This is a genomic window from Micromonospora sp. CPM1 (genome assembly GCF_023896895.1).
GTDB lineage: Bacteria > Actinomycetota > Actinomycetes > Mycobacteriales > Micromonosporaceae > Micromonospora > Micromonospora tulbaghiae.
Genome location: NZ_JAMHIU010000012.1, coordinates 49,913 through 72,043, shown reverse-complemented (window position 1 = coordinate 72,043; position 22,131 = coordinate 49,913). Strand labels below are relative to the sequence as shown.

The 22,131-nt window shown below is 73.8% G+C and carries 20 protein-coding genes; 12 read left to right on the top strand and 8 right to left on the bottom strand.

Annotated features, from left to right (window positions below; translation table 11 throughout):
- Positions 1-36: 36 nt before the first annotated feature.
- Positions 37-438 carry a rhodanese-like domain-containing protein gene (locus tag M8C11_RS16575; protein ID WP_120573558.1) on the bottom strand — a complete coding sequence of 134 codons (402 nt, stop codon included), beginning with the start codon at positions 436-438 and terminating at the stop codon, positions 37-39.
- 111 nt (positions 439-549) lie between these two features.
- Here M8C11_RS16575 and M8C11_RS16570 point away from each other — a divergent pair, with 111 nt between their 5' ends.
- From M8C11_RS16570 to M8C11_RS16555, 4 genes are all read left to right on the top strand, one after another.
- On the top strand, positions 550-1,203 hold the full coding sequence (locus tag M8C11_RS16570; RefSeq protein WP_374668435.1) for a uridine kinase: 654 nt from the start codon (positions 550-552) through the stop codon (positions 1,201-1,203).
- Between the two features lie 21 nt (positions 1,204-1,224).
- Positions 1,225-2,589: a dipeptidase gene (locus M8C11_RS16565; protein WP_120573559.1), complete on the top strand. Its 1,365-nt coding sequence runs from the start codon at positions 1,225-1,227 to the stop codon at positions 2,587-2,589.
- 78 nt (positions 2,590-2,667) lie between these two features.
- The gene (locus M8C11_RS16560; protein ID WP_030273275.1) at positions 2,668-2,874 is read left to right on the top strand and encodes a hypothetical protein; all 207 of its coding nucleotides are present in this window, start codon (positions 2,668-2,670) and stop codon (positions 2,872-2,874) included.
- Positions 2,875-2,954: 80 nt separating this feature from the next.
- Positions 2,955-4,538, top strand: coding sequence for an ATP-dependent DNA ligase (locus M8C11_RS16555; protein WP_121684202.1), 1,584 nt, complete (start codon positions 2,955-2,957; stop codon positions 4,536-4,538).
- Positions 4,539-4,542: 4 nt separating this feature from the next.
- Here M8C11_RS16555 and M8C11_RS16550 read toward each other — a convergent pair whose 3' ends face one another.
- Complete coding sequence (locus M8C11_RS16550) at positions 4,543-5,313, bottom strand: hypothetical protein (RefSeq protein ID WP_252450208.1); 771 nt, start codon at positions 5,311-5,313, stop codon at positions 4,543-4,545.
- An 81-nt stretch (positions 5,314-5,394) separates the two neighbouring features.
- A complete protein-coding gene (locus tag M8C11_RS16545; protein WP_252450207.1) occupies positions 5,395-6,213 on the bottom strand; it encodes an SURF1 family protein in 819 nt (272 codons plus the stop codon).
- A gap of 135 nt (positions 6,214-6,348) precedes the next feature.
- Here M8C11_RS16545 and M8C11_RS16540 point away from each other — a divergent pair, with 135 nt between their 5' ends.
- Together M8C11_RS16540 and M8C11_RS16535 are read left to right on the top strand one after the other, a co-directional pair.
- Positions 6,349-7,719: a cobyrinate a,c-diamide synthase gene (locus M8C11_RS16540; protein ID WP_252450206.1), complete on the top strand. Its 1,371-nt coding sequence runs from the start codon at positions 6,349-6,351 to the stop codon at positions 7,717-7,719.
- Positions 7,716-8,285 (top strand): GNAT family N-acetyltransferase, encoded by a 570-nt coding sequence (locus M8C11_RS16535; protein ID WP_091423050.1) that lies wholly within the window; start codon positions 7,716-7,718, stop codon positions 8,283-8,285. Before M8C11_RS16540 ends, M8C11_RS16535 begins: the two co-directional genes overlap by 4 nt.
- Positions 8,286-8,396: 111 nt before the next feature.
- Here M8C11_RS16535 and M8C11_RS16530 read toward each other — a convergent pair whose 3' ends face one another.
- Entirely contained in the window at positions 8,397-10,529 is a 2,133-nt protein-coding gene (locus M8C11_RS16530) for a transglycosylase domain-containing protein (protein ID WP_252450205.1), read from the bottom strand.
- A gap of 121 nt (positions 10,530-10,650) precedes the next feature.
- Here M8C11_RS16530 and cobC point away from each other — a divergent pair, with 121 nt between their 5' ends.
- The 3 genes from cobC to cobA are packed head-to-tail and all read left to right on the top strand — an operon-like array spanning position 10,651 to position 14,035.
- Positions 10,651-11,733 carry an Rv2231c family pyridoxal phosphate-dependent protein CobC gene (gene cobC / locus M8C11_RS16525; RefSeq protein ID WP_252450204.1) on the top strand — a complete coding sequence of 361 codons (1,083 nt, stop codon included), beginning with the start codon at positions 10,651-10,653 and terminating at the stop codon, positions 11,731-11,733.
- On the top strand, positions 11,733-12,803 hold the full coding sequence (gene cobT / locus M8C11_RS16520) for a nicotinate-nucleotide--dimethylbenzimidazole phosphoribosyltransferase (RefSeq protein WP_252450570.1): 1,071 nt from the start codon (positions 11,733-11,735) through the stop codon (positions 12,801-12,803). The genes cobC and cobT overlap by 1 nt, the downstream gene beginning before the upstream one ends.
- Positions 12,800-14,035 (top strand): uroporphyrinogen-III C-methyltransferase, encoded by a 1,236-nt coding sequence (cobA, locus tag M8C11_RS16515; protein WP_252450203.1) that lies wholly within the window; start codon positions 12,800-12,802, stop codon positions 14,033-14,035. Before cobT ends, cobA begins: the two co-directional genes overlap by 4 nt.
- A 185-nt stretch (positions 14,036-14,220) precedes the next feature.
- Here cobA and otsB read toward each other — a convergent pair whose 3' ends face one another.
- From otsB to M8C11_RS16495, 4 genes are all read right to left on the bottom strand, one after another.
- Positions 14,221-16,821, bottom strand: coding sequence for a trehalose-phosphatase (otsB, locus tag M8C11_RS16510; RefSeq protein WP_120573565.1), 2,601 nt, complete (start codon positions 16,819-16,821; stop codon positions 14,221-14,223).
- Positions 16,818-18,218 (bottom strand): trehalose-6-phosphate synthase, encoded by a 1,401-nt coding sequence (locus M8C11_RS16505; RefSeq protein WP_013288079.1) that lies wholly within the window; start codon positions 18,216-18,218, stop codon positions 16,818-16,820. The genes otsB and M8C11_RS16505 overlap by 4 nt, the downstream gene beginning before the upstream one ends.
- Positions 18,219-18,359: 141 nt before the next feature.
- Positions 18,360-18,728, bottom strand: coding sequence for a hypothetical protein (locus tag M8C11_RS16500; RefSeq protein WP_252450202.1), 369 nt, complete (start codon positions 18,726-18,728; stop codon positions 18,360-18,362).
- A 10-nt stretch (positions 18,729-18,738) separates the two neighbouring features.
- Positions 18,739-19,020, bottom strand: a complete 282-nt coding sequence (locus M8C11_RS16495; protein ID WP_121685652.1) for a hypothetical protein — start codon at positions 19,018-19,020, stop codon at positions 18,739-18,741.
- 214 nt (positions 19,021-19,234) lie between these two features.
- Here M8C11_RS16495 and ettA point away from each other — a divergent pair, with 214 nt between their 5' ends.
- Genes ettA through M8C11_RS16480 form a run of 3 tightly spaced genes read left to right on the top strand, consistent with a single transcriptional unit; the run spans position 19,235 to position 22,006 of the window.
- On the top strand, positions 19,235-20,911 hold the full coding sequence (ettA, locus tag M8C11_RS16490; protein ID WP_252450201.1) for an energy-dependent translational throttle protein EttA: 1,677 nt from the start codon (positions 19,235-19,237) through the stop codon (positions 20,909-20,911).
- The gene (locus tag M8C11_RS16485) at positions 20,904-21,347 is read left to right on the top strand and encodes a thioesterase family protein (protein WP_252450200.1); all 444 of its coding nucleotides are present in this window, start codon (positions 20,904-20,906) and stop codon (positions 21,345-21,347) included. Before ettA ends, M8C11_RS16485 begins: the two co-directional genes overlap by 8 nt.
- The gene (locus tag M8C11_RS16480; protein ID WP_252450199.1) at positions 21,344-22,006 is read left to right on the top strand and encodes a hypothetical protein; all 663 of its coding nucleotides are present in this window, start codon (positions 21,344-21,346) and stop codon (positions 22,004-22,006) included. Before M8C11_RS16485 ends, M8C11_RS16480 begins: the two co-directional genes overlap by 4 nt.
- Positions 22,007-22,131 lie beyond the last annotated feature (125 nt).

The window sequence follows — 22,131 nt, the reverse complement described above, 5'->3', positions numbered from 1 at the left end:
GCTCGGACCGCGAGCCTCAGCGCCGGCCGCGAGGGCTCAGTAGCGCACGTCGGCCGGGCGGTCGGACATCGGCAGCCCGGCCTCCCGCCAGCCCTGCACCCCGCCGATCATGTCGGTGGCCTGCCGCAGCCCCAGCGTCTGGAGGCTGGCGGCGGCCAGACTGGAGCTGTACCCCTCCCGGCACACCACGATGACCTCGCGGTCGTACCCGGTGGCCTCCGGTATGCGCCACGCGCTGGCCGGGTCGAGTCGCCACTCCAGCACCGTGCGGTCGATGACTATCGCGCCGGGTAGCTCACCCTCCTCGCGGCGCTGCGCCTCGGTACGCGTGTCGATCAGCAGCGCCCCGCCACGGACCGCCTCGACGGTCTCGTGCGGGGTGAGCCGGCGGAGACCGGCGCGGGCCTGTTCCAGGAGGGCGTCGACGCCCGGACACATCACGTCATGGAGCACCCCCCGATGATGCCCAGCGCGCCGGGCCGCCGCTCGGCGAAACGGTCCGCCCGGGTCGCAGTTTCCAGCGGACGGGGGAACGTTAGCGTCGGTCGGGTGAACGTCGCAGTGATCGAGGCGTACTCCGGGCTGGCCCGTCGGGTGCTGGCCGGCCCGGCGCGGTTGGGGCGTACCCGCCTGGTCGCCGTCGACGGGCCCAGCGGCGCGGGCAAGAGCCGGTTCGCGACGCGCCTCGCGGACGCCCTCGCGGAGCTGGCGGGCGGCGCCCGGCCGCCGCTCGTGCACACCGACGACCTGCTCGACGGCTGGGACGACCAGCTCACGTTCTGGACCCGGTTGGACGAGCAGGTGCTCGGCCCGCTGCGCGCCGGCCGGGCGGGCGGGTACCGCCGCTACAGCTGGGTGCGCCGCCGCTTCCTGGACCGGGTGGTGCCGGTGCCGGCCGGACCGGTGCTGATCGTCGAGGGGGTGAGCGCCGCCCGCGCCGCGGTACGCCCCGAGCTGACGCTGTCGGTGCTGGTCACCGCGCCGGCCGAGCTGCGGTTGCGCCGGGCGCTGGCCCGCGACGGGGAGCAGATCCTGCCGGAGCTGCGCCGCTGGCACGCGGGGGAGCGGGCGCACTTCGCCGCCGACGGTACGGCGGCAGCGGTGGACCTGGTCGTCGACGGCGCACCGGACCTGCCGCACGACGGCGACCGCTACTACGTGCGCGTGGGGCGGCGATCGGGCTCGGGCGGCGTGGCGGGGTAAGGCCAGCATACGATTCCGGTCATGACCACTCCGATCCTCTCCGAGTCCGAGGTGCGGGCCGCCGTCGAGCGGGAACTGCCCGGCGTCCGTGCCGACCTCGAGCGACTCGTCCGCATCCCGGGCATCGCCTTCGAGGGCTTCGACCACTCGCACGTGGAGCGTTCCGCCGAGGCGGTGGCGGAGCTGCTGCGCGGCTGCGGCCTCGACACGCGGATCGTCCGGTCCGGCGGCCAGCCGGCCGTGATCGGCACGAAGGCGGCCCCGCCCGGCGCTCCCACCGTGCTCATGTACGCCCACCACGACGTGCAGCCGGTCGGCGACCTGTCGCTGTGGGAGTCGGACCCGTTCGAGCCGGTGGAGCGCGACGGCCGCCTGTACGGGCGCGGCGCCGCCGACGACAAGGCCGGCATCATGGCGCACGTCGCCGCGCTGCGCGCGTTCGGCGACCGGCTCCCGGTCGGCGTGGTGCTGTTCATCGAGGGCGAGGAGGAGTACGGCTCGGACTCGCTGGAGCGGCTGCTCGCCGAACACCGCGACGACCTGACCTCGGACGTCATCGTGATCGCCGACTCCACCAACTGGGACGTCGGCGTGCCGGCGCTGACCACCTCGCTGCGCGGCATCGTGAACTGCTTCGTGGAGGTGCGCACGCTCGACCACGCGGTGCACAGCGGCATGTTCGGCGGCGCCGTGCCGGACGCGCTCACCGCGCTGGTGAAGCTGCTCGGCACGCTGCACGACGAGGCCGGCGACGTCGCGGTGGACGGGCTGGCCGCCCGCGAGGGCGCCAGCGTCGACTACCCGGAGGACCGGTTCCGGGCCGAGGCCGGCCTGGTCGACGGCGCGAAGCTGTTCGGCACCGGCCGGATCACCGACCGGCTCTGGACCAAGCCGGCGTTGGCGATCCTCGGCGTGGACGCGCCGGCCACCGGCGAGGCCCCGAACGCGCTGGTGCCGTCCGCGAAGGCGAAGCTGAGCGTGCGGCTGGCCCCGGGCGACGACCCGAAGAAGGCGTACGCGGCCCTGACCGCGCACCTGGAGCGGCACGCGCCGTGGGGCGCGCAGGTGTCGGTGACGTTCGAGCACGACGGCGCGCCCTGCGTCATCGACGCCTCGGGGCCGATGTTCGACGCGGCCCGGTCGGCGTTCCGGACGGCCTGGGACGGCACCGACCCGGTCGACATCGGGGTCGGCGGGTCGATCCCGTTCATCGCCACGTTCCAGGAGATGTTCCCGCAGGCCGCGATCCTGGTGACCGGTGTGGAGGACCCGCACGCGCGGGCGCACGGGCCGAACGAGAGCCTGCACCTGGGCGAGTTCGCCCGGGTGTGCCTGGCCGAGGCGCTGCTGCTGGCCCGGGTGGCGGAGGCCGGAAACCGCGCCTGAGGTGTCGAAACCGTAACTTCGGGGCCGATGTCGGAGTTTGTGGTGTGTCGGCGGGCGGGGTGTTATAGCCTCTCGAACATGCGTACGAACGACGAGATGGAGCGGCTTCAGGCCGCCGTCCGTGCTCTGGGGGACGTCGACGTCTCCGCGTGGTCCGAGGACACGCTCAACGAACAGATCGGCGAGCTCTCCGCCGCCCTGGTCACGCTCGACGCGCTGCTCACCCGGGTCGCCGAGGGCGTGCGCGGGCGCGGCCTGCGCATCGAGGAACCCGTCTCGGCCTGACCGTCGGCCCGGCGCACCCGTGCGGTGTGCCGGGCCGCCGGATCCGCCCCGATGTCACAGCCGGCTGGCAGGATGTGGTCGTGCGTTTCGCGGAGCTGGCGGCCACCTCGGCCGCGGTCGGGGCCACCAGTGGCCGACGGGCCAAGGTGGAGCTGCTGGCCGCCGCGCTCCGCGGGCTGGAGCCGGGCGAGATCCCGGCCGGCGCCGGCTACCTCGCCGGTGAGCTGCGCCAGCGTCAGACCGGTGTCGGCTGGGCGGGCCTGCGTGATCTGCCCCCGCCGGCCGCCGAGCCGACGCTCACCGTCGCCGCCGTCGACGCGGCGATCGAGGAGATCTCCCGCGTCGCCGGGGCCGGTTCGCAGGCCCGGCGGCGGGAACTGGTCGGTCGTCTCTTCGCCGCCGCCACCGCCGACGAGCAGCGCCTGCTGACCGGCCTGTTCCGGGGTGAGCTGCGCCAGGGCGCGCAGGCCGGGCTGCTGGCGGACGCGGTCGCGCGCGCCGCCGACGTCCCGGTCACGGCCGTCCGGCGGGCCCTGCTGCTCGCCGGTGACCTGCGGGCGGTGGCGGTCGCGGCGCTCACCGGGGGTGCCGCCGCGCTGGCCGGGTTCGGGCTCCAGGTGGGCCGGCCGCTCGCGCCGATGCTGGCGCAGAGCGCGCCCTCGGTCGACGAGGCGCTGACCGCCACCGGCGTGCCGGCGGTGGTCGACGTCAAGCTCGACGGCATCCGCATCCAGGTGCACCGCTCCGGCCCGGACATCGCCGTCTTCACCCGCAGCCTCGACGAGATCACCGGCCGGCTGCCCCAGGTGGTGGCCGCCGTCCGCGCGCTGCCCGCCCGCGAGCTGGTGCTCGACGGTGAGGCGATCGGGCTGGACGCCGCCGGCCGTCCGCTGCCGTTCCAGGAGACGTCCAGCCGCGCGGCCCGGCGCACCACGCCCAGCACCACCGGGCCGACACAGGTCGCGCCCGCCGTGCTGGCCGCCGCCGAGCGCACCGGCGAACCGGTGCTCACGCCGTACTTCTTCGACCTGCTGCACCTCGACGGCACCGACCTGATCGACGCGCCCGGGCGGGAGCGGTGGGCGGCCCTGGCCGGCGCGGTCGACGCCTCGCTCCTCGTCGACCGGGTCGAGGTGGACGACGTGGACCAGGCGGCCACGGCGTTCGCCGCGGCTGTCGACGCCGGCCAGGAAGGCGTGGTGGTCAAGGATCCGGCCGCGCCCTACGATGCCGGCCGGCGCGGCTCGGCCTGGGTCAAGGTCAAGCCGCGGCACACGCTCGACCTCGTCGTCCTCGCGGTCGAGTGGGGCAGCGGCCGGCGGGAGGGCTGGCTGTCCAACCTGCACCTCGGCGCCCGCGACCCGCGCACCGGCGAGTTCGTCATGCTCGGCAAGACCTTCAAGGGGCTCACCGACGAGCTGCTGCGCTGGCAGACCGAGCGGTTCCTGTCGCTCGCCGTGGAGAAGGGCGACTGGGTGGTGCGGGTACGGCCGGAGCAGGTGGTCGAGATCGCGTTCGACGGGGTGCAGACCAGCAGCCGGTACCCGGGCGGCATGGCGTTGCGCTTCGCTCGCGTGCTGCGCTACCGCGACGACAAGACCGCCGCCGAGGCGGACACCATCGACGCGGTCCGCGCCATCCACGCCGGCCGGGTCACCGGCTGACGGCTCAGCCGGCCGACAATGACCGGGCGTAGTTGACCTGGTTGTTGAGCTGCTGCACCTGGAACTGGTCGGTCACCGGGATCCGCGCGACGTACTGGTGCCCGCCGCTGCTCACCGTCACCTGCACGGTGCCGTAGTGCCGCGTCTCCTTGATCAGCAGGAACAGGAGGCTGAACACGGTCAGGCAGAAGAAGCCGAGGATCGCGGCGACGACGGCCCACGGGGCGATCTTCTCCTCCTTCTGCCAGTGGTCGGTGACGTACCAGGAGGCGCCGGCGAGCGGCAGGACACCGGCCGGGGTACGGATGACCGGCGGCGTCACCATGATCTCGGCGATCTGCACCGCCACCGCGGACTGCGCGGGCGGCACCGGCCCGGCCGGCGGGTACGGCCCGGGCGCGCCCGCCGGCCCGTGGAACGGCGCGACCGCCCCGGCGGGCGCCATCGGCGGCGCGGAGAACTGGGCAGGCGGCGCGGAGAACTGCGCGGGTGGCGCGGAGAACTGTGCGGGCGGTGCCGAGAACTGCGACGCGGCCGGGAACTGCGCGGTGGCCGGTGGGGCGGAGAACGGCGGGGCGGAGAACGGCGGCGCGGAGTGCGGCGGGGCCGCCGGCGTGGCGGGGAACTGCGCGGTGGGCGCCGGGGCGACGGGTGCGTCCGGCGCGGCGATCACCGGGAACTGCTCGGTGGGCGGCGCGACGGCCGGCGGCATGGCCGACCACGGGTCGTACGCGGGTGGCTCGGCGGCCGGGGGCGTCGTGGCGTCAGAGGTCACCGCGACCCCCACGATTGACGATCATCCGCGGACCCTACAACGTCCCCGCCGCCCGGTGTGCCCACCGGGACGGCGCCGGATTCAGGCGGAGGTGGGGGCGGCCGGCTCGGCGGCGCGGTCCACCGGCTCACCCGGGGTGTCCAGCCCGGCCCGGCGGCGGGCCTCCCGGCGTGCCACCCAGCCGTAGCCGAAGAGGCTCATCACCGCGAAGATCCACCACTGCCAGACGTAGCCGAAGTTCTGCCAGTTGTTGGTGTGCCCGATCTGGACCTCCTGGAAGGCCGGGTCGGCGGCCGGCGTCTGCCCGTCGAGCAGCACGTAGCCGCCGGTCACCGGGTAGGGGAGCTGCTGGGCCAGGCGCGGGATGTCGATGCGCCGCGCCTCCAGCTTGCCGTCGCGCCGGCTGACCGCGCCGCCGCCGCTCTCGCTGCCGACCACCCGGCCGGTGACCGTCACCTCGCCGGTCGGCGCCGCCGGCACCTGCGGCTGGACTGTCGCGCCGGCGCCGGGCACGGGCGGGATCCAGCCCCGGTCGACGAGCACCGCGGTGCCGTCGGCCAGCACCAGCGGGGTGAGCACCTCGAAGCCGACCGTCCGGTCGACGGTCCGGCCGCGGATCAGGACGGTGTTCGCGCTGTCGTACCGGCCGGTGGCGGTGACCCGGCTCCAGGTGAGTTCCTCGGACGGCGCGGGACCGACGTCGCCGCCGCTGGGCGCGGGGAGCGCGTCGCGCAGCGGCGCGGGCGTCATTGTGGCCCCGGCGTCGATCCGTTCGTTGACCGCCGTCCGGCCCCGGTAGCGGTCCAGCTGCCAGTTGCCCAGGAACACCATCACCGTGGCGGCGACGAGCGTGAGCGCGAGGTAGCCGAGCCAGCGCGGGGTCAGCAGGAACCGGTACACGTTGGCCAAGGCTACCCGTATGAGCGATGCCACTCGCCGCGGCCAGGGAGAAAACGGCGGAGTGCGTGGCCCTCGCGCGCCGGGCCGGACGGGTATGGTCACGCGGGCGGAAACCACCCACACCAGGAGTCGATGATGACCGACGTGCCGCGCGTCGTGCTGAGTGCGCCCTCCTCGGGACACGGCACCGGCGCCGTCTCCCTCGGCCTGCTCGCGGCGCTCACCGACCGGGGGATCCCGGTGGCCGGGTTCAAGGTCGGGCCGGACCAGGTGGACGCGGCGTATCTGGGGCTCGCCGCCGGGCGCGCCGGGCGCACGCTGGACCCGCGACTGGTCGGCCCGGAGCGCATCGCCCCCCTCTTCGCGTACGGCGCGGCCGGCGCCGGGTTCGCGCTGGTGCAGGGCACGATGGGCCTCTACGACTCGGTCGCCGGGCGACCGGAGAGCGAGTCCACGGCGGCCGTCGCCACGGCGCTGCGCAGTCCGGTGGTGCTCGTGGTGGACGTGGCCGCGATGGGCCAGTCGGTGGCCGCGCTGGTGCACGGCTTCCGGGCGTACGACGACGAGTTGTGGCTGGGCGGCGTGATCCTCAACCGGGTGGCCTCGCCCCGGCACGAGGCGCTGCTGCGCGAGGCGCTCGACGACGTGGGCGTGCCGGTCTACGGGGCGCTGCGCCGGCACGAGCTGCCCCCGGTGCTGCCCGCCCGCAGGTTCGGCACCGGGCCCGTGGTGCGCGCCGACGCGGACGCCGAACGGGGCGTACGCCGGCTCGGTGAGGCGGTGGCCGCCACCGTCGACCTCGACCGGCTGCTGGCGCTGGCCCGCTCCGCCCCCGCGCTCACCGTCGAGCCGTGGTCGCCGGAGCCGGCCGACGCCCCGCAGCCGTCGGGGGAGCGGCCGGTGGTGGCGCTCGCCGGCGGGCCGGCCGGCACCTACAGCCACCCCGAGACCGCCGAGCTGCTGCGTGCGGCGGGCGCCGAGGTGGTGACGCTCGATCCGCTGCGCGACGAGGCGCTGCCCGCCGGGGCCCGCGCGCTGGTCGTCGGCGGCGGGCTGCCCGAGACGTACGCGGAGCAGCTCTCCGCCAACCGCCGCCTCTGCATCGCGGTGGCCGAGCTGGCCCGCTCCGGCCGTCCGGTGATCGCCGAGGGGGCCGGCCTGCTCTGGCTGGCCCGGGAGCTGGACGGCCTGCCCATGTGCGGGGTGCTCGACGCGGTCGGCACGGTCCGGGACGGCCTGGTGGTCGGCTACCGCACGGCCACGGCGGTCACCGACAGCGTGGTGGCTGCGGCCGGCGCCACGGTGACCGGCCACAAGCAGCACGCCGCCGTGCTCACTCCGCGCGCCGGGGAGCGGCCGGCCTGGCGCTGGGAGGGCGGCAACCCGGAGGGCTTCGTCCGGCAGGCCGTGCACGCCTCGCAGCTCGTGCCGCACTGGGCCGCCCACCCGGACATCGCGGCCCGGCTGGTGGCCGCCGCGCTGGCGCCGGTGGGGGCGTCGGCGTGATCGGGCAGGTGGCGGTACGCCGGTTCCCGGCGCTCACCGTCTCCACCCCGCGCATCGAGGTGCGGCACCTCGTCGCCGCCGACGCGGAGGCGGTGGACGAGGTGTTCGCCGACCGGCAGACGCAGCGCTGGCTGCCGCTGGCCGAGGCGTCCGGGCAGATCGACGGGCGGGCGTGGTGCACCGAGCTGGCCCGGCAGCGGCGGGACAGCGGCGACGGCGACCACTGGGCGGTGGTCCGCCGGGAGGACCAGCGGGTGGTCGGCTCGCTCTGGGCCCGCCGCACCGACTGGGGCGCCCGGCTCACCGAGCTGTCGTACGCGATCGCGCCGCACGCCCGGGGCTACGGCCTGGCGGTCGAGGCGGTGGACGCGGTGGCCATCGCGCTGATCCTGGAGCACGGGTTCCAGCGGGTGGAGCTGCGGGTGGCGGCCGGCAACGTGGCGTCGCGGCGGGTCGCCGAGAAGGCCGGCTTCAGCTACGAGGGACTGCTGCGCAACGCCGGTTTCGTCAGGGGCGCCCGGGTCGACCTGGAGCTGTGGTCCTTCGTGGCCGCCGACCTCCGCTGACCGCCCCTCTCTCAACGTCGATCAAGGAGTTCGCGTCTGGAGATCGTTCGATCCCTGACGCAAACTCCTTGATCAACTACCCGGGCGCACCCCCGGGCGGAACAGAGGGGATCAGCCGACTATCTGGTCCGAGGGTGGGGTGAACTGGCGGGTGGGCTGGCCCTTCAGGGAGTCCCGCAAGGTCTGCGCCACCGCGTTCACCGGGATCTGCGACTGCCCGTCGCCCACCGCGTTGAACGGATTGTCCGGGTCGGCGATGAAGCTCGCCGCCGCCAGCTCCGGCGTGTAGCCGACGAACCACGCCGACCGGGTGCTGTCTGTCGTACCCGTCTTGCCGGCGACCGGGCGGCCGACCGTACCCCGCACGCTGTCGGCCGTCGACCAGCCGCCGCAGCTCCCCTTGGCCGGGGTGTCGCCGGTCGGGCAGCGCGCCGCGTCGGTGGCGGCGCGGGCCGCGTCGGCGTTCACCACCTGCCGGCACCGCGGCTTGGCGACCTCCCGCTGCACCCCGCCCGCCGTCGTGTACGTGGCGGGCGTGCCGTCCCGGTTCATGATCGCGTTGACCGGGATGGCCTCGCAGTAGCGTCCGTCGGCGGCGATGGCGGCGTACGCGTTCGCCATCTCCAGCGGGGTGGCGTCGGAGACGCCGAGCGTGAACGCGCCCCACTTCTTCGCCTTCCCCGGCGACGCCTGCTCCTTGTCCACGTCGGTACGCCAGCGCAGCCCCAGCTGCTCGGCCAGGCGCACCCCGGCGTCCGCGCCGATCTTCTCCTCCAGCTGGACGAAGTAGGTGTTCACCGACTTGCCGAACCCGGACCACATGGTCTGCCGGCCGGTCATCGCGCCGCTGGCGTTGGACGGTGCCCACCCGTCGTAGACGGCCGACTTGTACGTGTACGGCGAGTCGTACGCGGTCGACAGCGGCATCCCGGCGTTGAGCGCGGCGAGCATCGGGAACATCTTGAACGTCGACCCGGCCTGGTAGCCCGGTAGCGTCCCGCCGCCGAGCAGCGGCGCCACCGTGTTCGGGTAGTTCGCCTTGACCTTCGGGCCGGCCTCCGGGTTCGAGCTGTTCGGGTTCTCGGCCAGGTCGAGCGAGTAGTTCCGGTTCACCGCCATCGCCTTGATCCGCCCGGTGCCGGGCTCGGCGACCACGATTCCGTTGGCGAACGGGCTGCCGGTGTTGTCCTTGGCCCCGACGTTCTTCTCCGCCGCCGCCTGGGTCTTCGGGTCGAGCGCGAGCACGATCCGGTAGCCGCCGCGGCGCAGCTTGTCCATCCGTTCCAGCCGGTTCTCGCCGAACGCGGGCTGGGAGCTCCACCAGTTCTTCAGGTAGTCGCAGTAGAAGCCCCAGCTGCGGTGCCCGCCGTCGATCGCGGCGCAGTCGTTCGGCGGGTCGGTCAGCTTCAGCTTGATCGGCTGGCCCTTCGCCGCGGCGGCGGCATCGGGTGACAGGTAGCCGAGGCGGGCCATGTTGTCCAGCACGTAGTTGCGCCGGCCGGTGGCGTCCTTCTGGTCCGAGGTGATCGGGTCGTACTCCGACGGTGACTTCACCAGCCCGGCCAGCGTGGCCGCCTCGACCGGGGTGAGCGTGGCCGGCGTCTTGGAGAAGAAGATCTGCGAGGCGGCGTAGATCCCGTACGCGCGGTGGCCGAAGTAGGCCGAGTTGAGGTAGCGCTCCAGGATCTGCTCCTTGCTCAGGTGCTTCTCGATGTCCAGCGCCATGCGCATCTCCTTGACCTTGCGCAGGCTGGTCTGCTGGGTGGCCTCCTGGACCTCCTCGGGCGTGGTCGCGCTGTCCCGCAGCGCCATCCGCACGTACTGCATGGTGATCGTCGAGGCGCCCTGGGAGACGCCGCCGGACCGGGCGTTGGAGACGAAGGCACGCGCCACGCCCTTCGGGTCGACGCCGTGGTGCTGGTAGAAGCGGTTGTCCTCGGCGGCGACGATCGCCTGCTGGATGTTCGGCGACATGCTCTCGATCTTGGTGTACTGCCGGTACTCCTCGTAGAACATCGTCAGCACCGTCTTGCCGTCCGGCGCGTAGACGTACGAGGTCTCGGCCGGCAGCGCGGTCTTGAGGATGCTCGTCTTCTGTTCGATCGCGTGCGCGGTGGCCTTGGCCCCGATGCCGGTGACGGCGACCAGCGGGTACAGGGCGGCGGCGACCACGATGCCGGCGATCAGCCCGGCGCGGAGAAGGGGAACGAGACGGCCAGCGGAAGCAAGGGGACGACTGCTCACGGGGTCAAGCTATGACATTTCCGATTCGGAAATGAGAAGAACTCATAAACTGGCGGACCGTGACGCGACCCACGCCGGGATGCGCTGTCCCGGGCGGCGGCTACCCGGCAGGATCGCGGACATGCCCGCAGCACCGACCGGGAGCGCCGCCGCGCTCGACGAGCCCGACCTGGGCCACCACGGGGACGCCGAGGCCACGCCCGGCCTGGTGGACCTGGCGGTGAACGTGCGCCGCGCCCCGATGCCGGACTGGCTGGCCGACCCGGTCGTCGCCGCGCTGGGCGACCTGGCCGCGTACCCGGACCCGGCGCCGGCCCGCGCCGCCGTCGCTCACCGGCACGGGCGACCCCCGGAGGAGGTACTCCTCACCGCCGGCGCCGCCGAGGGATTCGTCCTGATCGCCCGCGCGCTGTCCGGCGTCCGCCACCCCGTGGTGGTGCACCCGCAGTTCACCGAGCCGGAGGCCGCGCTGCGCGCCGCCGGGCACCGGGTCGACCGGGTGCTGCTCGACCCGGCCGACGGCTTCCGCCTGGACCCGGCCCGCGTCCCGGACGACGCCGACCTGGTCATGATCGGCAACCCCACGAACCCGACCTCGGTGCTGCACCCGGCGGACACGATCGCCGCGCTGGCCCGTCCCGGCCGGGTGCTCGTGGTCGACGAGGCGTTCGCCGACACCACCGCCGCGCCCGGCGTCGACGGCGAGCCCGAGTCCCTCGCCGCCCGCCGCGACCTGCCCGGCCTCGTGGTGGTGCGCAGCCTCACCAAGACCTGGGGCCTGGCCGGGCTGCGGATCGGCTACCTGCTCGGCGACGCCGCGCTGCTGGCCCGGTTCGCCGCCGCGCAGCCGCTCTGGGCGGTCTCCACCCCGGCGCTCGCCGCCGCCACCGCCTGCGCCGCGCCGGCCGCCGTCGCGGCCGAACGCGCCATCGCCGCCGAACTCGCCGCCGACCGCGACCACCTGGTGGCCCGCCTGTCCGGCCTGCCGAGGGTACGCGTGGCGGGGCGCCCGGCCGCCGCCTTCGTCCTGATCCACGTGGCCGGTGCCGCCGACGTACGCGAGCGGCTGCGCGCGCACGGCTGGGCGGTACGCCGGGGCGACACGTTCCCCGGGCTCGGCCCGGACTGGCTCCGGATCGCCGTACGCGACCGGGGCACCACCGACGCGTTCATCGAGACGCTGGCACGGATCCTGGAGGCATGATGCTGGAGTCCACAGTCGCGGCGATCCGGCCGCTCGACGAGGCCGCCATGGCGGCGGCCCGCGAGTTGCAGGGACGGCTGACCAAGCCCGCCGGCTCGCTCGGCGCCCTGGAGCCGCTCTCGGTACGCCTCGCCGGGCTGGCCGGCGCCTGCCCGCCGCCGCTGCCCGAGCCGGCCGCGGTGGCGATCTTCGCCGGTGACCACGGCGTGCACGCCCAGGGCGTGACCCCGTGGCCGCAGGAGGTCACCGCCCAGATGATCGCCAACTTCCTGGCCGGCGGTGCGGTGGTCAACGCGTTCGCCCGCCAGGCCGGCGCCTCGGTCACGGTGGTGGACGTCGGCGTCGCCACCCCGATCCCCGGCGCCGAGTCCGCCGACCCGGCCGGGCCGCGTCTGGTGGCCGCGAACGTCCGCCCCGGCACCCGGGACATGACGGTCACCGCCGCGCTGACCCGGGACGAGGCCCGTGCGGCCGTCGAGACCGGCATCCGGGTCGCCGGTGAGCTGATCGACGCCGGGGCGGGCATCCTGCTCACCGGCGACATGGGCATCGGCAACACCACCCCGTCCGCCACGCTCATCGCCGCGTTCTCCGGCGTCGACGCGGAGGCGGCCACCGGGCGGGGCACCGGGGTCGACGACGAGACGTACGCCCGCAAGGTGGCGGTCGTGCGGGCCGCGCTGGCCCGGCACGAGCCCGACCCGGCCGACCCGCTGGGCGTGCTGGCCACAGTCGGCGGGCTGGAGCACGCCGCGCTGACCGGCCTGATCCTCGGCGCCGCCGCGCGACGGGTGCCGGTGCTGCTCGACGGCGTGATCGCGGTGAGCGCCGCGCTCGCCGCCGCCGCGTTCGCGCCCGACGCGGTGGGCGCCATGGTCGCCGGGCACCGCAGCGCCGAGCCGGGTGCCACGGCGGCGCTGCGGCACCTCGGCCTGGAGCCGCTGATCGACCTGGGACTGCGGCTCGGCGAGGGCACCGGGGCGCTGCTCGCCCTGCCCGTGGTCACCGGCGCGGTCCGGGTGCTGCACGAGGTGGCCACGTTCGACTCCGCCGGGGTGGCGGAGAAGTGACCGGGCCGACGCCGCCGAGCCCGTACCCCCTGGGGTTGCGGCTGGGCGGGCGGCGCGTGGTCGTCGTCGGCGGGGGAGCGGTCGCCACCCGGCGGGTGCCCGCGCTGCTCGACGCCGGCGCGGACGTGCTGCTGGTGTCGCCCGAACTGACCCCGGCGCTGCGCGCGCACGTCGACGCCGGGCGGCTGCACTGGGAGCCGCGCCGGTTCGCCCCTGGCGACCTGGACGGCGCCTGGCTGGTCCAGGTGGCCGTGGACGACCGGGCCGCCGCCGCCGCGGTCAGCGCCGCCGCGGCCGAACGGCGGATCTTCTGCGTCCGCGCCGACGACCGCACGGCGGCCAGCGCGTGGACGCCGGCGGTGACCCGGCACGGCCCGGTCACCGTGGCGGTCCTCGGCGGCGGCGACCCGCGCCGCGCGATGGGCGTCCGCGACGCCGTGCGGGACCTGCTGGGCGCGCGGACCGGCCCCGGGTTCGCGCCGTCGCCCGAGGCGGAAGGCGCCGCCGGGGGACGGGTCGCGCTCGTCGGCGCCGGACCGGGCGACCCGGAGCTGATCACCGTGAAGGGGTGGCGGCTGCTCACCGAGGCCGAGGTGGTCGTCGCCGACCGGCTCGTGCCCGGCCTGCTCCTGGACGAGCTGCGCCCGGACGTCGAACTGGTCGACGCCTCCAAGATCCCGTACGGGCCGTCGCGTGCCCAGGAGGAGATCAACCGGATCCTGGTGGACCGGGCCCGGGCCGGCAAGGTGGTGGTGCGGCTCAAGGGCGGCGACCCGTACGTCTTCGGCCGCGGCGGCGAGGAGCTGCTGGCCTGCGCCGAGGCGGGCGTGCCGGTGACTGTGGTGCCCGGTGTGACCAGCGCGATCGCGGTGCCGGAGGTGGCCGGGGTGCCGGTGACCCACCGGGGCGTGGCGCACGAGTTCACAGTGGTGTCCGGGCACCTCGCGCCCGACGCGCCCGCGTCGCTCGTACGCTGGGACGCCCTGGCGGGGCTGCGCGGCACACTCGTGATCCTGATGGGCCTGAAGAACCTCGCCGCCATCGCCGCGACCCTGATCGCGCACGGCAAGCCGGCGGGCACCCCCGCCGCGGTGATCCAGGAGGGCACGACGGCGGCCCAGCGCACGCTGCGCTCCACGCTGGGCACGGTCGCGCAAGACGTCGAGACCGCCGCCCTGCGCCCACCCGCGATCGTGGTCGTAGGCGACGTGGTCCACGCCCTGACGCCCTGACGCGCGCGCCTGACGGCGCCGATCTTGCACTTGGTGCCTGCCAGGGGTCCGTTATGTCCCCTCTGTCGGGGCAGTAAGTGCAAGATCGCCGGGCCAGGGCGGGGTGGGACGGGGCGGGGCTGGGTGGGACGGGGACGGCGGCGGGGACCGTTGGGTCCCCGCCGCCGTCCGGGCGCTCGGTCAGGTCACTGCTTGAGCATGTTGTCCAGCAGCAGGGCGCAGCGGATCAGACCGAGGTGGCTGTACGCCTGCGGGTGGTTGCCCAGCCCGCGCTCGGCCAGCGGGTCGTACTGCTCCGGCAGCAACCCGGTCGGCCCGGCCGTGTCGAGCATCTGGGTGAACAGCTCCTCGGCATCGCTGCGGCGGCCGGTGCGCAGGTACGCCTCGATCAGCCACGACGTGCAGATGTGGAAGCCGCCCTCCCGCCCGGGCAGGCCGTCGTCCCAGTGGTACCGGTAGACGACCGGCCCGCTGCGCAGCTCCGCCTCGATCTTGAGGACGGTGGAGAGGAAGCGCGGGTCGTCGCCGGCGAGCAGCCCGGAGATGCCGATCCACAGCGACGAGGCGTCCATCTCCTCGTAGCCGTAGGCGACGCTGTACGCCTCGGCCTCCGGGTGCCAGCCGTGCTCCAGCACGTTCGAAGCGATCCGGTCGCGCAGCTCGACCCACTCGGGCCGGTCCTCGCCGCCGTGCCGGCGTACGACGTGCAGCGCCCGGTCCACTGTCATCCAGAGCATGACCTTGGAGAAGACGTGGTGCCGCGGGGGAAGGCGGGCCTCCCAGATGCCGTGGTCGGGCTCGTGCCAGCGGCGGCGTACCGCCTCGACCATGTTCTCCAGCACCCGCCACTCGTCGTCGCGGATCGAGCCCCGGGCGTCGGCCACCGCCGCGATCAGGTCCGCGACCGGGCCGAAGACGTCGAGCTGGAGCTGGTGGTTGGCGAGGTTGCCGACGCGTACCGGCCGGGAGCCGGCATAGCCGGGCAGCGTGTCGATGACCGCCTCGGCGCCCAGCTCGAAGCCGTCCACCGTGTAGAGCGGGTGCAGCCGCTCCGGGTGCCCGCCGGTGCGCTCGACCACGCCGTCGATCCAGCGCAGCAGCCCTTCGGCCTCCTCGGTCGAGCCGAGGTCGACCAGCGCGCGGGCGGTCATCGCGGCGTCCCGCAGCCAGCAGTAGCGGTAGTCCCAGTTGCGGACACCGCCCAGCTCCTCCGGCAGCGACGTGGTGGCCGCGGCGAGGATCGAGCCGGTCGGCTCGTGGCAGAGGCCGCGCAGCGTCAGCGCACTGCGGGCGACCAGGTCCCGGGCGGTCGCGGGCAGCCGCAGCGAGGCCACCCAGTCCTTCCAGGGCTGTTCCGCGGCGGCCTGCCGCTCGTGCAGCGGCAGCCGGTGCGGTTCCAGGCTCTGCGTGCCGAAGCGCAGCTCCAGCACCACCTGGCCGCCGGCCGCGGACAGGTCGACCACCGCCTTCGCGGTCTCGTACCCGGCGTCGTTGGTGACCTCCCACTCGACGCCGGGGGAGTGCAGCGCGACCGGCTCGTTGGAGCCGAGCACCAGCAGGCCGTCGTCGAGCGGCTGGAGCTGCACCGCCACCTGGCCGAACTCGGGGCGCGGCGCGAACTCGACGCGGGCCCGACCGGTGCCGCTGAGCACCCGGACCAGTGTCGAGTCGCCGCTGACCACGGCCGGGTCGTCCGGCGTGGTCTCGCGGACCGGCAGGTCGAGCCAGTCGGTCACGGTCAGGCCGGACCAGCGGGTCTCGACGGTCATCGTGTTGCTGCGGTAGCGCTGGCCCAGCGGGATGCCGCCCCGCTCCGGGCCGACCGTGAAGTGCCCGGCCGGGCTGCCGCCGACCAGGTCGGCGAAGATCGCCGCCGAGTCCGGCTTCGGGTGGCACAGCCAGGTGATCTTGGCTTCCGGCGTGACGAGCGCGACGGTACGGCCGTTCGCCAGCATCGAGTGCCGCTCGATCGGCACCGCCCGCTCGCCGAACAGCCAGTGCCGCCGCGTCTCCAGCAGCAGCCCCAGCGCGCGGGCCGCCTCGATCGGCTCGGCCACCCGGTAGTCGGCCCGGGTCTCCCCGGGACCGATCTTGATGCCGACGTCCGGCCCGGTCAGGTTGCCGAAGGCGTTCTCGTCGGTGACGTCGTCGCCGATGAACAGCACCGCGCTCGCGGCGAGTTGGGTGCGGAGCTGGTCGACAGCGGTGCCCTTGTTGGTCACGACCACCGACAGCTCGATGACCTCCTTGCCCTGGGTGACTGTCACGCCCTCCCAGGTCGCGGGGCCGTTGCGGACCGCCTCGACGGCCCGGGCGGCGACGTGCGGGTCGACGCCCCGGGTATGCACGGCCACGCTGGCCGGCTTGCGTTCCAGGCGGATGCCCGGATGCTCGGCGGCGATCTCGCGCAGCGCCTCACGGAGCCGGTGCCGGACCGCGATCAGCTCGGGGGTGAGCCGCTCGACGAAGCCGATGTCGAACTCCGAGCCGTGGCTGCCGACGAGGTGCACCTCGCTGGGCAGCCGGGAGAGTGTGGCCAGGTCGCGCAGCGCCCGGCCGGAGACGACGGCGACGCTCGTCTGCGGCAGTGCGGCGAGCGCGCGTACGGCCGCCACCGACTCGGGCAGCGGCACGGCCTTGCTGGGGTCCTCGACGATCGGCGCCAGTGTGCCGTCGTAGTCGCAGGCGACCAGGAGTTGCGGAACCCGGGCGATACGGCCGATGGCGGCACGCAGTTCGGGATCCAGCACGCCGCCGTGGGAGGCGGCGGGGGCGGGCGAGGTCACGCAGCCTCCGTATCGGGGACGCCGAGCTCGCTGAGGAACGACTTGGCCCAGTGGCCCACGTCGTGGCTGCGCAGATGGCGCTGCATGACGCGCATCCGGCGGCGGGCTTCGGGCTTTTCGACATGCACGGCCCGCAGCAACGCGTCCTTCACCGCGTCCGGGTCGTGCGGATTACACAGGAACGCCTGGCGCAGCTCTGTCGCGGCGCCGGCGAACTCACTGAGCACGAGCGCGCCGCCCTGGTCGGCGCGCGATGCGACGTACTCCTTGGCCACCAGATTCATTCCGTCTCGCAGCGGGGTCACCATCATCACGTCGGCCGCGACGTACATCGCGGCCAGTTCGGAGCGACTGTACGACTGATGCAGATAATGCACGGCAGGCACGCCGACCCGGCCGAATTCACCATTGATCCGGCCAACCTCGCGTTCCACCTTCACCCGAAGTGCCTGGTAGTGCTCCACACGCTCGCGGCTGGGCGTGGCGACCTGCACCATAACCGCGTCCGGAACTGTCAACTTTCCGTCAGCGAGGAGTTCTCGGAAGGCCTTCAGCCGGAGTTCGATGCCCTTGGTGTAGTCGAGCCGGTCGACGCCCAGGATGATCGTCTTCGGGTTGCCCAGCTCCTCCCGGATCTGCTTGGCCCGGGCCTGGATCGCCGGATCCTCGGCCAGCCGCTCCATCTCCTTGGTGTCGATCGAGATGGGGAACGCGCCCGCCTTCACCTGCCGGCCGTCGACCTGGATCATCTGGCCCTCGTAGCGCAGGCCGAGCAGGTGCCGGGCCAGGCGGACGAAGTTCTGCGCCGCCAGCCGCTGCTGGAAGCCGACCAGGTCCGCGCCGAGCAGTCCACGCAGGATCTCGGTGCGGAACGGCATCTGCATGAACAGCTCGATCGGCGGGAACGGGATGTGCAGGAAGAAGCCGATCCGCAGGTCCGGCCGCAGCTCCCGGAGCATCGCCGGCACGAGCTGGAGCTGGTAGTCCTGGACCCAGACCGTGGCGCCCTCGGCGGCCACGTCGGCGGCGGCCTCCGCGAACCGGGCGTTGACGAGCCGGTACGCCTCGCGCCAGCGCCGCTTGTAGGCGGGCGTCTCCACCGCGTCGTGGTAGAGCGGCCAGATCGTGGCGTTCGACTGGCCCTCGTAGTAGCGCTCAAGCTCCTCGGCGCTCAGCGGCACCGGGTGCAGGCGGATGCCCTCCAGGTCGAACGGCTCGGGCGCGGCGCCGGTGCCGCCGGCCCACCCCACCCAGGTGCCCTGGTGCTCGGCCAGCACCGGGTGCAGCGCGGTCACCAGCCCGCCGGGGCTGCGCCGCCACTGCCGCCCCTCGGGTGTGCTCACCTCGTCGACCGGCAGGCGGTTGGCCACTACGACAAAGGAGCTACGGACGGTCACGATCGGCCACCTCCGGGTACTGACGGGTCCACCGCGATGAGCGTACTGAGCGTAGCTGCGGCGTCTGATCCCCCGTGCCGGAGTTACCTACCCGTCCCAGAACCGCCGAACCCATCGCGTGATCTTGTCGACACCGGCGGTTCAGAGGTCGATGATCGGCCACTCCTTGGGCAGCACCTCACCGAGCAGTTCCCGCCGGTCGCTCATGATCGGTGTGGTGGCCCGTGCGGCCTCCAGCGCCACCTGGGCGAGGTCCATGCTCAGGAGCGTGCGCGACCAGCCGCCGAGGAACATGCACATGTCGTGCGCCACGGGGGTGACGACCACGTGGTCGAGATCGCCGAGGATGTCCAGCAGGCGCCAGCCGTCGACGGCCATCTGCCGGTACGCCTCGGCGAGACAGAGCGCCGGCACGATCAACGTCTGCCCCCGGTCCGCGACCGACGCGATCTGCTCCCCGACTGCCTCGGTGCCCTCCGAGTAGGCCAGCAGGCACGCGGTGTCAAGCACCAGCCCAGGGTCAGTCACGGGTCGGCCGTCCACGTGTCGACTCGCTCAGCAACGCGGCGGCCCGGGCGCGCAGTTCCGGGGTGATCTTCGCCTGGGCTTCGTCGAGCGCGTGGCCCGCGTCGGCGAGCCCGCCGTCGGACAGCCGGAAGCCGACCTGCCGGAGCGTGCGCCGGGTGCGCTCGCCCGCCATCCGTTGCCGCACGCTCTCGGTGACGAACGCGGAGACGTTCGGCTCCTGGGCCAGTCGTTCGGCCACGTCGTCGGGCACGCTGATGGCGATCTTCTTGGTCATACTGCCGACGTTAACGAGTAGTACCCGTGTCGGCAACGAGGCGCGCCGCCGTACCCCTGGGGTGGGGTGATGTGGGCGTCGCGGTCCGTACCTGTCAGGATTGACGGCGGCGTGCGTGCGGCCGGCTCCCGGCCGGCGGCGGCCGGCGGAGATCGACGCCGGCCCCCCGCACCCGACAAGCCCGCGATCGCAACCGACGGAGGTAGCCCGCACCGTGGCCCAGTTCATCTACGTCCTGGACAAGGCGCGCAAGGCGCACGGCGACAAGGTCGTGCTCGACAACGTGACGCTGAACTTCCTGCCGGGTGTCAAGATCGGGGTGGTCGGTCCGAACGGCGCCGGTAAGTCCAGCCTCCTCAAGATCATGGCAGGGCTGGACCGGCCCAGCAACGGCGAGGCCCGGCTCATGCCCGGCTACTCCGTCGGCATGCTCGCGCAGGAGCCGCCGCTCAACGACGCCAAGACGGTCCTCGGCAACGTCGAGGAGGCGGTCGCCGAGACCAAGGCCAAGCTGGAGCGGTTCAACAAGATCGCCGAGCAGATGGCCACCGACTACTCCGACGAGCTGATGGAGGAGATGGGCAAGCTCCAGGAGGATCTGGACGCCGCCGACGCGTGGGACATCGACTCCAAGCTCGAACTCGCGATGGACGCGCTGCGCTGCCCGCCGCCGGACGCCGACGTCACCACGCTCTCCGGTGGTGAGCGCCGCCGGGTGGCGCTGTGCAAGCTCCTGCTGGAGGCACCGGACCTGCTGCTGCTCGACGAGCCCACCAACCACCTGGACGCGGAGAGCGTGCAGTGGCTGGAGCAGCACCTCGCCAAGTACGCCGGCACCGTCCTGGCGATCACCCACGACCGGTACTTCCTGGACAACGTGGCCAACTGGATCCTGGAGCTGGACCGCGGCCGGGCCTACCCGTACGAGGGCAACTACTCCACCTACCTGGAGAAGAAGGCCGCCCGGCTCTCCGTCGAGGGACGCCGCGACGCCAAGATGAAGAAGCGCCTCTCCGAGGAGCTGGAGTGGGTCCGCTCGAACGCCAAGGCGCGGCAGACCAAGTCCAAGGCCCGGCTCGACCGGTACGACGAGATGGCCGCCGAGGCGGAGAAGACCCGGAAGCTGGACTTCGAGGAGATCCAGATCCCGCCGGGCCCGCGCCTGGGCAACACGGTCATCGAGGCGCAGAACCTCACCAAGGCGTTCGGTGACCGGGTGCTGATCGACGACCTGTCGTTCTCGCTGCCCCGCAACGGCATCGTCGGCATCATCGGCCCGAACGGCGTCGGCAAGACCACGCTGTTCAAGACCATCGTCGGGCTGGAGCAGCCGACCAGCGGGTCGGTCCGGGTCGGCGAGACCGTCTCGCTGTCGTACGTCGACCAGAACCGGCAGGGCCTCGACGGTGACAAGACCGTCTGGGAGGTCGTCTCCGACGGGCTGGACCACCTCATGGTGGGCAAGGTCGAGATGCCGTCCCGGGCGTACATCGCCGCGTTCGGCTTCAAGGGGCCGGACCAGCAGAAGCCGACCAAGGTGCTCTCCGGCGGCGAGCGCAACCGGCTCAACCTGGCGCTGACGCTGAAGATCGGCGGCAACGTGATCCTGCTCGACGAGCCGACGAACGACCTGGACGTGGAGACGCTGTCCAGCCTGGAGAACGCGCTGCTGGAGTTCCCCGGCTGCGCCGTGGTGATCTCCCACGACCGGATGTTCCTGGACCGGGTCGCCACGCACATCCTGGCCTGGGAGGGCGACGACCAGAACCCGGCCAAGTGGTTCTGGTTCGAGGGCAACTTCGAGGCGTACGAGAAGAACAAGGTCGACCGGCTCGGCGCCGAGGCGGCCCGTCCGCACCGGGTGACCTACCGCAAGCTCACCCGTGACTGACCGCTTCGTCTACCACTGCGCGCTGCGCTGGTCCGACCTGGACGCGTACGGCCACGTCAACAACGCCCGCTTCCTCACGCTCTACGAGGAGGCCCGGGTGGCGATGATGTTCGCCGGCGGCCGGGCGTGGGGAGTGGGCTCGTTCGCCGACGGTGTGGTCATCCGCCGGCACGAGGTCGACTACCTGCGCCCGGTCGACTACGCGCTCGGCCGGGCCAGCGCGGAGGCCGCGCCGACGGTACGGATCGAGCTGTGGGTGGACCAGATCAAGGCCGCCTCCTTCTCGGTCGCGTACGAGCTGTACGACGGCGACACGCTGGCCGGCACCGCCCGGTCGCTGCTGGTGCCGTTCGACCTGGCGGAGCAGCGCCCGCGCCGGATCTCGCCGGAGGAGCGGGCGTTCCTGCTCCGCTACGCGCCGGGGCTCAGCGGATGACCGGGCACGGGTTGACCGGGGCGGCCGACGCCGGGGCGTTCCTGGCCCGGCTGGTCCGGTTCGACCCGGCCACACTGGTGCGGCTGCGGCCGGTGCCGGGTGCGGGCCGTACCGCCCTCTGGGCGCGGCTGCCGTGGGGCGTGCTCGTGGTCCGTACCGTGCCGGGCACCGCCCCCGGGGACGTCACTGTCGCCGCGGGGGAGCTGCTGGCCGAACTCTCCGCCGGCGGCGGGGCGCTCCCGGTACGCCGGGACGACGGCTGGCGGTGGCAGCTCCCACCGGCGGCGAGCCGGGCGGTGGAGGCGCTGCCCGGCGCCGAGCTGCGCCGGATCGCGGAGGCGGCGGCCGGGACGCTGCGCGAGGCGGCCACGCACGGGGTGGCGGGCCGGGCGGTCGGGCAGCGGGTGCTGCGGGACGCGCTGCTGGACCACGTCGCGGTGGTGGTGACCCCGGACGAGGCGCCGCGCACGCCCGTGGAGGTGTCGCAGCGGCTGGTGCAGGCCCTGGTCCGGATGGGTTTCCTCGGCGCAGGTGCGGACGACGTTCAGGTGCGCACGGCGGGCCGATGGGTCGGACTCGTCGGACCGTTCGGGGCGGCCTGGTCGCGTACCGTCGCCGATCTTGCACTCAGGCCGACGCCAGGTCATCCGAACGGATGACCCCGCTTCGTCCTTCCGGTTTGGGGCGGTCGTTGGGGGGATGCCTCACGCCGTCTGTCCGGGTACCGTCCATCCTCGGATCCAACGCACCGTAGGCGTCCGGATCCGCTGGGGAGTGAGGTGCG